Source organism: Serratia marcescens subsp. marcescens ATCC 13880, assembly GCF_017299535.1.
Classification (GTDB): domain Bacteria; phylum Pseudomonadota; class Gammaproteobacteria; order Enterobacterales; family Enterobacteriaceae; genus Serratia; species Serratia marcescens.
The window spans coordinates 4730229-4741984 of the sequence record NZ_CP071238.1 but is presented as its reverse complement, the minus strand read 5'-3'; the positions used below and the strand labels follow the sequence as shown (position 1 = coordinate 4741984).

The window sequence follows — 11756 nt, the reverse complement described above, 5'->3', positions numbered from 1 at the left end:
TGCAATGTCCCATTGTTACCTGATTTTTTCCGTCAGTCATAGAACCGGGCGCCACTAAATTTCTTCCTGCCCGGCGCGGAACTGGCCGCGCGGCATGATGTTGACGCTCTCGTGCAGTTCCGACCACACCAGCACCACTTCGCCGTTTTTCAGCTGGCGGCGCACGTCCTCCACCTTCTGCTCCAGCGATCGTTCGTGCTCACCGTAATCGGTGCCTTCGCGCAGCACAAAGGATTCGATCAGGCTGTTCAGGGTGTCGGTTGCCAGTTCTTGCCAGGGAATAATCACGTCGGAATGTCCAGATAAGGGGAAAGCCAGGCCGGAATGCGATGCTCCAGCCACATGTGCGGTTTTTTCAGCGTGCCGCCGACGAAGCCGACGTGGCCGCCGAACTCAGTCAGCTGATATTCGATATTGCGCGGCAGGCCGGCGACGTCGGGGATCACCTCAGGGGTCATGAAAGGGTCGTCCTGCGCATGGATGATCAGCAGCGGCGTCTGGATGGACGGCAACAGCGGCAGGGCGCTGCAGCGGCGATAATAGTCGGTGGCGTCGCTGAAGCCGTGAATGCGCGAGGTGATGGCATCGTCGAACTCGCGGATGCGCCGCAAACCGTTCAGCTGTGATAGCTTGAGCGGCAGGGTGTCCGGATAGTGCAACAGCTTGCGGGTGGCGTTTTGTTTCAGCTGCCCCAGCAGGTAGCGCTGATAAACGCGGGAGAAGCCTTGCTCCATGCGGTAGGCGCAGGGTTCCAGCATCAGCGGCGCCGAGACCACCACCGCCGCCTGCAGCAGGCTGTCGGCGCCTTGCTGCGCCAGATAGCAGGCCAGCATGTTGCCGCCGAGCGAAACGCCTACCGCCGCGGTTGGCACTTCGCCGTAGCGGTCGCGCAGCCAGCGCAGAAAGAAGCGCGCGTCTTCGGTTTCGCCGGAGTGATAGATGCGCTGTTTGCGGTTGGGCACGCCGCTGCAGCCGCGAAAGTGCATCACCACGCCCAGCCAGCCGCGATCGCGCCAGGCGTTGAGCAGGCCATGCGCGTAGGGGCTGTAGAAGCTGCCCTCCAGGCCGTGGAACAGCACCGCGCGCGGTTTGTCGCGCGCCTGCGCCGGATCCTCGCTCCAGGCGAGATCGACGAAATCGCCGTCGGGCAATTCCAGCCGTTGCCAATGCGGTTTCAATAACACGCGGCGGCGCACCAGCCGCGGCAACAGCGTTTGCAGGTGCGGGTTACTGGCCCCGGTCAGAGGGCGAAAGGTGTTAGGCATAGGCTGAGTAAAATGTTGTGGGCGGCTATTGTGAGATCCCTAGCGCACTGTTAGCTTCAATACCAAGAATTAACAATGATACTGCAAAAAAGCGCCTTGGGTGAGGAGCACCCGTGCCATGGAACCGAGTTTATTCCTTTCGATGCTGGGCTTCCTGTGGGTCGCGGCCATCACGCCTGGCCCCAATAATCTGCTGCTGACCACCTCCGGCGCTAACTTCGGCTTTATGCGATCGCTGTGGCTGATGGTCGGCATCATGCTCGGCATGCAAAGCATTTTGCTGCTGGTGGCGTTCGGCGTCGGCAGCCTGATCCTGATCTACCCGTCGCTGCACCTGATCCTGAAAATCCTCGGCAGTTTGTACCTGCTGTGGCTGGCGTGGAAAGTCGCCACCGCCGCCTATGAAAAGCTGGAAACCGACGTGGCGCCGCCGCAGCCGGTGCGGCTGTATCAGGGCTGGCTGCTGCAGTTCCTCAACCCGAAAGCCTGGCTGATGGCGCTGGGCGCGGTGGCGAGCTTCAGCCTGGCGGGCGATAAGTACAACGGTTCCATAGCGGCGATCGCGCTGGGCATTGTGGCGGTGAACATCGTCGCCGGCATTATCTGGCTGGCGTTCGGCACCCTGATCGGCCGCCTGCTGCGCAGCAAAAAGGCCTGGGTTATCTTCAACGTTTCCATGGGGCTGCTGACGGCAGCCTGCGTATTACTGATTTGGCATTAAGGAGCGGAACGATGGCGGAAAACTATTATCACGTGGTCGCCTTTACCGGCGAAGGGTTGCGCGGCAACCCGGCCGGGGTTTGTCTGCTGACGCAGCCGCTGCCGGCGGAGCGGCTGCAGGCGATCGCCAACGAGATCGGCCTGCCGGAAACCAGCTTTGTCTGGGATGACGGCGACATGACCGCCATCCGCTGGTTTACTCCGGAACGCGAGGTCGACCTTTGCGGCCACGGCACCCTGGCGGCGGCGCATGTGATGTTCAGCGCGGTTAACCCGGCGCTGCGAGATATTCGCTTCCGTTCGGCCGGCGGCGAGCTGCTCGTCAAGCGCGATGCGCAGGACGGGGAGCGGCTGGTACTTGATTTCCCCGCCCGGCCGCCGCAGAAAGTCGCCGAACCGGCAGGCCTCGCGGCGCTGTTGGGCGTGCAGCCGCAGGAAGTGTGGCAGGCGAAAGCGCTGCTGGTGGTGCTTGAACATGAGGCGCAGGTGCGCGCGCTGCGGCCGGACATTCCCGCGTTGATCGCGCTGGCCGGGCGTGCGGTCATCGTCACCGCGCTCGGTGACACCGTGGACTTCGTTTCGCGCTATTTCACGCTCGACGGCGGTGAGGATCCGGTCACCGGCTCCGCGCACTGCACGTTGATGCCTTACTGGACGGCGCGTCTCGGCCGCCATCGGTTGCACGCCCGGCAGATTTCGGCGCGCGGCGGCGAGCTGTTCTGCGAACTGCAAGGGGACCGCACGCTGCTGGGCGGCTACGCTCACGTGTTCTTGCGCGGGACGATCGCGCTGTGATCCGCTTTAATATTACCTAAGGTAATAAAGAAGACTTTTTTATTCTTTTATCGCCCGTCATCGCTCAGATAAAACTGTCAGCAACTGAACAGATTTTTATCAACGGAGCGCAACATGGCGGGCAAACTCTTTTCTTTACGTAACGCGGCGCTGCTGGCGTTGTCGCTCAGCGCGGCCAGCGCCTACGCGGTGGACGTGACCGTGGCGTACCAGACGTCGGCGGAGCCGGCCAAGGTGGCGCAGGCGGAAAACAGCTTCGCCAAACAGTCCGGCGCGACCGTCGACTGGCGTAAGTTCGACAGCGGTTCCAGCGTGCTGCGCGCGCTGGCCTCCGGCGACGTGCAGATCGGCAATATCGGCTCCAGCCCGCTGGCGGTGGCCGCCAGCCAAAAACTCCCCATCGAAGTGTTCCTCATCGCCTCGCAGCTCGGCAGCTCCGAAGCGCTGGTGGTGAAAAATGACATCAAAAGCCCGCAGGATCTGATCGGCAAGCGCATTGCGGTGCCGTTTATTTCCACCACCCATTACAGCCTGCTGGCCTCGCTCAAACATTGGGGCATCAAGCCTGAACAGGTGAAGATCCTCAATCTGCAGCCGCCGGCCATCGCCGCCGCCTGGCAGCGCGGCGACATCGACGGCGCTTATGTCTGGGCGCCAGTGGTCAACGAACTGGCCAAACAGGGCAAGGTGCTGACCGACTCCGCGCAGGTGGGCGAATGGGGTTCACCGACGCTGGACGTGTGGGTGGTGCGCAAAGACTTCGCCGAGAAACATCCCGACGTAGTGACCGCCTTTGCCGCCAGCGCCCTGCAGGCGCAAAAGGCCTACCTGGCGGCGCCGGAACAGTGGCTGAAAGATCCGAGCCATCTCAGCACGCTGGCGCGCCTGAGCGGCGTACCGGAAGCGCAGGTGCCGGAACTGGTTAAGGGGAACCGTTATCTGCCGGTGGCCGATCAGGTTGCCCAACTCGGCCAGCCGGTGGACAAGGCAATCCGCGATACCGCCGAATTCCTCAAGCAGCAGGGCAAGATCCCGCAGGTCGACAGCGACTACAGCGCTTACGTCACCGACCGTTTTGTGAAACAGGTGCAGGCTGCGCCGCAGTCGTAAGGAAGCAGGATGCTAAACGTCAATCATCTTTCAGCAGAGTATCAGGGGCGGCCCGCGCTGCGTGACGTGTCGTTCCAGATCGCCGCCGGGCAACTGGTGGTGGTGCTCGGCCCATCGGGCTGCGGCAAGACCACGCTGCTGAATTTGATCGCCGGGTTTATCGAGCCTTCAGCTGGCAGCATCACGCTGGATGGAACGCCCGTTCACGGCCCGGGGGCCGAACGGGGCGTGGTGTTCCAGCATGAGGGCTTACTGCCGTGGCGCAACGTGGTGGACAACGTCGAGTTCGGCCTGCAACTGGCCGGCATCGGCAAGGCGCAGCGCCGCCAGGTGGCGGAGCAGATGCTGCAGCGCGTGGGGCTGGCGGGCTATGAACAGCACTTCATCTGGCAGCTTTCCGGCGGCATGCGCCAACGCGTCGGCATTGCCCGCGCCCTGGCCGCCGATCCGCGTCTGCTGTTGCTGGATGAGCCATTCGGCGCGCTCGACGCGTTCACGCGCGAGCAAATGCAGGAGCTGCTGCTGACCATCTGGCGTGATACCGGCAAGCAGGTACTGCTGATCACCCACGATATCGAAGAGGCGGTGTTCCTCGCCAGCGAGCTGCTGCTGCTGTCGCCGGGGCCGGGGCAGGTGGTGGAGCGGCTGTCGCTGAACTTCGGCCAGCGCTATGCCGACGGCGAAGCCTGCCGCGCCATCAAGTCCGATCCTGAATTTATCGCGCAGCGCGAATACGTGCTGGGCAAAGTTTTCCAACAGCGCGAGGCCTTGCTATGAGCCTGCATTCCACTATGAAGGCCGCGGCCCAGCCGCAGGGCAAAGCGGCGCGCCGTTTCAGCGTGCCGCGCAACGTTTGGTTGAGCGGCGCCACGCTGTTGACGGTGCTGGCGGTGTGGTGGGGCGTGACGGCGCTGCAGCTGATCAGCCCGCTGTTTTTGCCGGCGCCGCAGCAGGTGCTGCACCAACTGATCACCATTGCCAGCCCGCAAGGCTTTATGGACGCCACGCTATGGCAGCATCTGGCGGCCAGCCTGGGGCGCATTTTGGTGGCGCTGCTGGCGGCGGTGATTATCGGCATTCCGGTGGGCATCGCCATGGGACTGAACGACACGGTGCGCGGCATCCTCGATCCGCTGATTGAGATCTATCGCCCGGTGCCGCCGCTGGCCTATCTGCCGCTGATGGTGATTTGGTTCGGCATCGGCGAGACCTCGAAAATCTTGCTGATTTATCTGGCGATCTTCGCGCCGGTGACGCTGTCCGCCGTGGCCGGCGTGCGCAGCGTGGCGCAGGTGCGGGTGCGCGCCGCCCGCGCGTTGGGCGCCACGCGCTGGCAGGTGCTGCGCTTCGTGGTGCTGCCGAGCGCGCTGCCGGAGATCCTGACCGGCATCCGCATCGGGCTGGGCGTCGGCTGGTCGACGCTGGTGGCCGCCGAACTTATCGCCGCCACGCGCGGCCTGGGATTTATGGTGCAATCCGCCGGTGAGTTTTTGGCGACCGACGTAGTGTTGGCCGGCATCGGCGTGATTGCGGTGATTGCATTTGGGTTGGAGCTGGGGCTGCGCGCCCTGCAGCGCCGATTGACCCCGTGGCATGGAGTACAGCAATGAACGAACGTCTGAATATCACCCCGCTGGGGCCTTACATCGGGGCGTTGGTGGAAAATGTCGAGTTGGCCCGGCCGTTGGGCGACGGTCAGTTTGAACAGCTCTATCATGCGCTGTTGAAGCATCAGGTGCTGTTCTTCCGCAATCAGCCGATCACGCCGCTGCAGCAGCGCGATCTGGCCGGCCGTTTCGGCGATCTGCATATCCATCCGGTCTATCCGCACGCCACCGACGTGGAAGAGATCATCGTGCTCGATACCCACGACGACAACCCGCCGGACAACGACAACTGGCACACCGACGTGACCTTTATCGAGAACCCGCCGCTGGGAGCGATCCTGGCGGCCAAGAGGCTGCCTGCCACCGGCGGCGATACGCTGTGGGCCAGCGGCATCGCCGCCTATGAGGCGCTGTCGGCGCCGTTCAGAACGCTGCTCGCGGGGCTGCGCGCGGAGCATGACTTCACCAAGTCGTTCCCGGAGCACAAGCATCGCGGCAGTGAAGAGGAGCATCAGCGCTGGCAACTGGCGGTGCAGAAAAACCCGCCGCTGCTGCATCCGGTGGTGCGTACCCATCCGGTCACCGGCCGGCAGGCGCTGTTCGTCAATGAAGGGTTCACCACGCGGATCGTCGATCTGGCGCCGAAGGAGAGCGACGCTTTGCTGAACTTCCTGTTTGCTCACATCACCAAACCGGAGTTTCAGGTGCGCTGGCGATGGCAGGAAAATGACGTGGCGATCTGGGATAACCGCGTGACGCAGCACTACGCCAACGCGGATTATCTGCCGCAGCGGCGCATCATGCACCGCGCGACCATTCTGGGGGATAGGCCTTTTTACAAAGCCTGAAGCTTAGGCGTCGAACGCCTGCGTTAACTGTTCCAGCTGTTCCTGCGCCTCCAGCCAGGTCATTTCTGTCTCTTCCAGCGCGGATTTGGCCTGGCTTTGCTTTTGCAGGCGGTCGGTCAGTTCGGCCTTGCGGCTGATGTCGTACAGCGCGGGATCCGCCAACTGCTCTTCCACCGCCGCCAGCTCGGCGCCCAGTTTTTCCATCTGCTGTTCCAGCTTGGCGATCTGCTTGCGCAGCGGTTGGGTTTGCGTACGGAACTCCGCCTCGCGGCGTTTTTGATCCTTGCGCGCCTGCGCGCTGTTGCCGCCGCTCTCTTTTTCCGGTGCGTCCTGCTGGCTTTCCTGGCGCTGCAGGTCGACAAGCCACTGCTGGTAGTCGTCGAGATCGCCCTCGAAAGGCTCGACCTGGCCGTCGTGTACCAGGTACAGATCGTCGGTGGTGGAACGCAGCAGGTGACGGTCGTGCGATACCACCACCAACGCGCCTTCGAAATCGATCAGCGCCTCGGTCAGCGCCTGACGCATGTCGAGATCCAGGTGGTTGGTCGGTTCATCGAGCAGCAGCAGGTTCGGGCGCTGCCAGACGATCAGCGCCAGCACCAGCCGCGCCTTCTCGCCGCCGGAGAAACGTTCGGTCACTTCGCTGACCTTGTCGCCCTGGAAGCCGAAACCGCCCAGATAATCGCGCAACTGCTGCTCCAGCACCCTTGGGGCGATGCGGCTTAGGTGCTGCAACGGCGATTCGTCGGCGCGCAGGAATTCCAGCTGATGCTGGGCGAAGTAACCCAGCTTGATGCCTTTCGCCAGGCCTATCTCGCCGCTCAGCGGCTCAAGGGTGCCGGCCAGCAGTTTGATCAGCGTCGATTTCCCGGCGCCGTTGCGGCCGAGCAGGCCAATGCGCGAGCCGGGCACCAGGTTCAGCTTGATTGACTTCAGGATCACTTTATCGCCATATCCGGCGCTGACTTTTTCCATGCGCAGCAGCGGGTTCGGCAGGCTTTCCGGCGGACGGAAGCTGAAGGTGAACGGGTTGTCGACGTGCGCCGGGGCGATCAGCTCCATGCGCTCCAGCATCTTGATGCGGCTCTGCGCCTGCTTGGCCTTGGAGGCCTTTGCCCGAAAACGGTCGATATAACTTTGCAGGTGCGCCACTTTTTCTTGCTGATGCTGATAAAGCGACTGTTGCTGCGCCAATTTGGTGGCGCGCTGGCGTTCGAACGACGAGTAGTTGCCGGTGTATTCGTTCAGGGTCTGCTGTTCGATATGCAGGATTTTGTCGACAATCGGATCGAGGAAGTCGCGATCGTGCGAGATCAGCACCAGCGTGCCGGGATAGTTCTTCAGCCAGCGCTCCAGCCAGATCACCGCATCGAGATCCAGGTGGTTGGTTGGTTCGTCGAGCAGCAGGAGGTCGGAACGGCACACCAGCGCCTGCGCCAGGTTAAGACGCATGCGCCAGCCGCCGGAAAAGTCGCGCACCGGGCTTTGCAGCTGTTCGTTGGAGAAGCCGAGACCGTGCAGCAGGCTGGCGGCGCGGGAGCGGATGGTCCAGGCGTCGATGGCGTCCAGCTTGCCGTGCAGGGTGGCGATGGCGTGGCCGTCGTTGCGATCGTTGGCCGCCTGCAACTCGGCTTCAAGCTGGCGAAACTCGCGGTCGCCGTCGATAACATACTCGATCGCCGGCACGTCCAGCGCCGGCGTCTCCTGGTTGACCCAGGCCAGCGCCCAGTTGCCGGGGAAGGTGAAGCTGCCGCCGTCCGCCGCGATCTCGCCCTTCAGCAGCGACAACAGCGTGGATTTGCCACAGCCGTTTTTGCCCACCAGGCCGACCTTCTGACCTGGATTAACCGTCGCCGTGGCGTTGTCCAGCAGGACGCGGATGCCGCGTCGGATTTGTAGCGAGGAGAATACAATCATAAAGCGCCGTATGTTCAGAGTATGTTAAATTATCATTAAGGTAACAGAACGCGCACCGCGCGCTGTTTTTGTCTTTGCGATGCATGGTAACGGAAAACCGCTACCCTGACGACGCTTTGGAGGGGAATGATGTCGCAGCCGCCCAAGGTCTTGCTGCTGTATGCCCATCCGGAATCTCATGACTCGGTGGCGAACCGGGTTTTGCTTCGACCGGCGCAGCAGTTGGAACATGTCACCGTGCACGATCTCTACGCGCACTATCCTGATTTTTTTATCGATATCCATCACGAACAACAGCTGCTGCGTGAGCATCAGGTCATCGTGTTTCAGCACCCTCTGTACACCTACAGCTGCCCGGCGCTGCTGAAGGAGTGGCTGGATCGCGTGCTGGCGCGCGGCTTCGCCAGCGGCGTGGGCGGCAATGCGCTGGCGGGCAAATACTGGCGCTCGGTGATCACCACCGGCGAGCCGGAAGGCGCCTACCGCACCGGCGGTTATAACCACTATCCGATGGAAGATATCCTGCGGCCGTTCGAGCTGACCGCCGGGATGTGCCATATGCACTGGTTGACGCCGTTCGTGGTCTATTGGGCGCGGCGGCAAAAGCCGGAGGTGCTGCGCAGCCACGCAGACGCCTACGGGGAGTGGCTGAGCCACCCGCTGCCGCATGGAGGGCGGTGATCATGGAAGGATCGACCTTACTGACCGCCATTTTGCTGTTCCTGTTCGCCGCGGTGGTGACGGTGCCGATCGCCCGTCGTCTGGGGATTGGCGCGGTGCTGGGCTATCTGATCGCCGGCATCGCCATCGGCCCGTGGGGGTTGGGCTTCATTCGCGACGTCGACGAGATCCTGCACTTCTCCGAGTTGGGCGTGGTGTTCCTGATGTTCATCATCGGCCTGGAGCTGAATCCCAGCAAGCTGTGGGAGCTGCGGCGCTCGATTTTTGGCGCCGGCGCCGGCCAGGTGTTGATCACCGCGGCGGTGCTGGGCGCGCTGCTGTACCTGACGCACTTCGCCTGGCAGGCGGCGGTGATCGGCGGTATCGGCCTAGCGATGTCTTCCACCGCCATGGCGCTGCAGCTGATGCGCGAAAAGGGCATGAACCGCAATGAAGGCGGACAGCTGGGTTTCTCGGTGCTGCTGTTCCAGGATATGGCGGTGATCCCGGCGCTGGCGTTGATCCCCATTCTGGCCGGCGCCGGCGGCACCAGCGACGACTGGGCCAAGATCGCGCTCAAGGTGGCGGCGTTTGGCGGCATGCTGATCGGCGGCCGTTTCCTGCTGCGGCCGCTGTTCCGCTATATCGCCGCTTCCGGCGTGCGCGAGATCTTCACTGCCGCGGCGCTGTTGCTGGTGCTCGGCTCGGCGCTGTTTATGGAGACGCTTGGCCTGTCGATGGCGCTCGGCACCTTCATCGCCGGGGTGCTGTTGGCGGAGAGCGAATACCGCCACGAGCTGGAGATTTCTATCGAGCCGTTTAAAGGGCTGCTGCTGGGGCTGTTCTTTATCTCGGTGGGCATGGTGTTGAATATCGGCGTGCTCTATACCCATCTGGCCGAGGTGTTGATCGGCGTGTTGGCGCTGGTGGCGGTCAAATCCGGCGTGCTCTACGGGGTGTCGCGGCTGTTCGGCCTGCGTAGTTCGGTGCGCCTGCAGTTTGCCGGCGTGCTCAGCCAGGGCGGCGAGTTTGCCTTCGTGCTGTTTTCTGCGGCGGGCGCGCAAAAGGTGCTGCAGCCGGATCAACTCTCTTTGCTGCTGGTGGTGGTGACGCTGTCGATGATGACCACGCCGCTACTCATGCAGGCCATCGACCGCATTTTGGCGCGCCGCTACAACGCCAAAGGCGAAGACGAGGAGACGCCGTACGTAGAGGACGACGATCCGCAGGTGATCATCGTTGGCTTCGGGCGTTTCGGCCAGGTGATCGGCCGCCTGTTGATGGCCAACAAAATGCGCATTACCGTACTGGAACGCGATGTCAGCGCCGTCGGCGTGCTGCGGCGTTACGGATATCAGGTTTATTACGGCGACGCCACTGAGCTGGAGCTGTTGCGCGCGGCGGGCGCCGAAAAGGCCAAGTCGATCGTGATAACCTGCAATGAGCCGGAAGACACCATGGAGATCGTGCGGTTGTGCCAGCAGCACTTCCCGAATCTGAGCATTCTGGCGCGGGCACGCGGCCGCGTGGAGGCGCATGAGCTGCTGCAGGCGGGCGTGAAACAGTTCAGCCGCGAAACCTTCTCCAGCGCGCTGGAACTGGGGCGCAAGGCGTTGATGGAGTTGGGCATGCACCCGCATCAGGCCTTCCGCGCCCAGCAGCATTTCCGCCGCCTGGACATGCGCATGCTGCGTGAACTGATGCCGCCGCATCAGGGCGACGTGGCGCAAATTTCCCGCGTGAAAGAGGCGCGGCGCGAGCTGGAAGAGCTGTTCCATCGCGAAATGCAAAAAGAAAGTCGCCAGTTCGACGGCTGGGACGAATACGAATAAGCGGGAGCATAACGATGTCTGCAACACGTAAGAGATTTATCGCCGGGGCGGTGTGCCCGAGCTGTAGCGCCATGGATACGTTGGCGGTATGGCGGGAGGATCAGGTGGAAGTGGTGGAGTGCGTCAAGTGCGGCCACCATCAGCGCCAGACCGAACAACAGGTGGAAAAACACGTTCGCCCGCAAGAGCAGGTGATCGGCATTTTCCAGCCGAAGTAGCGTTTTTTTATCCCGGAGGGTACAGCGAGGCAGATTTCCGTTACAATCTGTCCGGAAAAGGCGCGCATCCCGATAACGGTGCGCGTCCTAGTAGCCAACGGTAGGAGATATCATGAAAGTAGCAAAAGACTTGGTGGTCAGCCTGGCTTACCAAGTACGTACAGAAGACGGTGTTTTGGTTGATGAGTCTCCGGTGAGCGCACCGCTGGACTATCTGCACGGGCATGGTTCTCTGATCGCAGGTCTGGAAAAAGCGCTCGAAGGCCACGACGTTGGCGATCGTTTTGACGTTCACGTCGGCGCGAACGACGCGTACGGCAACTACGACGAAAACCTGGTGCAGCGCGTACCGAAAGACGTCTTCATGGGCGTTGACGAACTGCAGGTCGGCATGCGTTTCCTGGCTGACACCGATCAGGGCCCGGTACCGGTTGAAATCACCGAAGTTGACGGTGACCACGTGGTGGTTGACGGCAACCACATGCTGGCCGGCCAAAACCTGAACTTCAACGTGGAAGTTGTCGCGATCCGCGAAGCGACCGCAGAAGAGCTGGCGCACGGTCACGTACACGGCGAGCACGACCATCACCACGAGCACGGTGAAGGCTGCTGCGGCGGTCATGGCCACAGCCACGATCACGACCATGGTCACGACCACGGTAAAGGCGGTTGCGGTAACGGCGGTTGCGGCTGCCACTAAGCAGAACGCAATCCCGAGACAAGAGGGCGGCCATTGGCTGCCCTTTTTTATGCGCGGCGCACCAGGCGCCGAACGGCACAACAG

Annotated in this window: 13 protein-coding genes; 10 read left to right on the top strand and 3 right to left on the bottom strand. The window is 62.4% G+C overall.

Annotated elements, in window-relative coordinates; translation table 11 throughout:
* Positions 1–54 precede the first annotated feature (54 nt).
* Complete coding sequence (locus J0F90_RS22735; RefSeq protein WP_004930376.1) at positions 55–288, bottom strand: YheU family protein; 234 nt, start codon at positions 286–288, stop codon at positions 55–57.
* A complete protein-coding gene (locus J0F90_RS22730) occupies positions 285–1265 on the bottom strand; it encodes a hydrolase (protein WP_033639231.1) in 981 nt (326 codons plus the stop codon). Before J0F90_RS22730 ends, J0F90_RS22735 begins: the two co-directional genes overlap by 4 nt.
* Before the next feature lie 118 nt (positions 1266–1383).
* Between J0F90_RS22730 and J0F90_RS22725 the strand changes: the two genes are divergently transcribed.
* The 6 genes from J0F90_RS22725 to tauD all read left to right on the top strand — a co-directional run bounded on the left by J0F90_RS22725 (position 1384) and on the right by tauD (position 6345).
* Complete coding sequence (locus tag J0F90_RS22725) at positions 1384–1986, top strand: LysE family translocator (protein ID WP_033639232.1); 603 nt, start codon at positions 1384–1386, stop codon at positions 1984–1986.
* Between the two features lie 11 nt (positions 1987–1997).
* Positions 1998–2780 (top strand): PhzF family phenazine biosynthesis protein, encoded by a 783-nt coding sequence (locus J0F90_RS22720; protein WP_033639233.1) that lies wholly within the window; start codon positions 1998–2000, stop codon positions 2778–2780.
* Between the two features lie 114 nt (positions 2781–2894).
* The gene (gene tauA / locus J0F90_RS22715) at positions 2895–3890 is read left to right on the top strand and encodes a taurine ABC transporter substrate-binding protein (protein WP_004930383.1); all 996 of its coding nucleotides are present in this window, start codon (positions 2895–2897) and stop codon (positions 3888–3890) included.
* A 9-nt stretch (positions 3891–3899) separates the two neighbouring features.
* On the top strand, positions 3900–4667 hold the full coding sequence (tauB, locus tag J0F90_RS22710) for a taurine ABC transporter ATP-binding subunit (RefSeq protein WP_004930385.1): 768 nt from the start codon (positions 3900–3902) through the stop codon (positions 4665–4667).
* Positions 4664–5500 (top strand): taurine ABC transporter permease TauC, encoded by an 837-nt coding sequence (gene tauC, locus J0F90_RS22705; RefSeq protein ID WP_033639234.1) that lies wholly within the window; start codon positions 4664–4666, stop codon positions 5498–5500. Before tauB ends, tauC begins: the two co-directional genes overlap by 4 nt.
* Positions 5497–6345: a taurine dioxygenase gene (gene tauD / locus J0F90_RS22700; RefSeq protein ID WP_033639235.1), complete on the top strand. Its 849-nt coding sequence runs from the start codon at positions 5497–5499 to the stop codon at positions 6343–6345. Before tauC ends, tauD begins: the two co-directional genes overlap by 4 nt.
* Positions 6346–6348: 3 nt before the next feature.
* On the opposite strand, the gene J0F90_RS22695 is transcribed toward tauD, so the two are convergent.
* The gene (locus J0F90_RS22695; protein ID WP_033639236.1) at positions 6349–8262 is read right to left on the bottom strand and encodes an ABC transporter ATP-binding protein; all 1914 of its coding nucleotides are present in this window, start codon (positions 8260–8262) and stop codon (positions 6349–6351) included.
* A 129-nt stretch (positions 8263–8391) separates the two neighbouring features.
* On the opposite strand from J0F90_RS22695, the gene kefG reads away from it, so the two are divergent.
* The 4 genes from kefG to slyD all read left to right on the top strand — a co-directional run bounded on the left by kefG (position 8392) and on the right by slyD (position 11672).
* Positions 8392–8943, top strand: a complete 552-nt coding sequence (gene kefG / locus J0F90_RS22690; protein ID WP_028127618.1) for a glutathione-regulated potassium-efflux system ancillary protein KefG — start codon at positions 8392–8394, stop codon at positions 8941–8943.
* A gap of 2 nt (positions 8944–8945) precedes the next feature.
* Entirely contained in the window at positions 8946–10754 is a 1809-nt protein-coding gene (kefB, locus tag J0F90_RS22685; protein ID WP_015379275.1) for a glutathione-regulated potassium-efflux system protein KefB, read from the top strand.
* A 14-nt stretch (positions 10755–10768) separates the two neighbouring features.
* Positions 10769–10972: a YheV family putative zinc ribbon protein gene (locus tag J0F90_RS22680; protein WP_015379274.1), complete on the top strand. Its 204-nt coding sequence runs from the start codon at positions 10769–10771 to the stop codon at positions 10970–10972.
* A 112-nt stretch (positions 10973–11084) separates the two neighbouring features.
* On the top strand, positions 11085–11672 hold the full coding sequence (gene slyD, locus J0F90_RS22675; RefSeq protein WP_004930407.1) for a peptidylprolyl isomerase: 588 nt from the start codon (positions 11085–11087) through the stop codon (positions 11670–11672).
* Positions 11673–11756 lie beyond the last annotated feature (84 nt).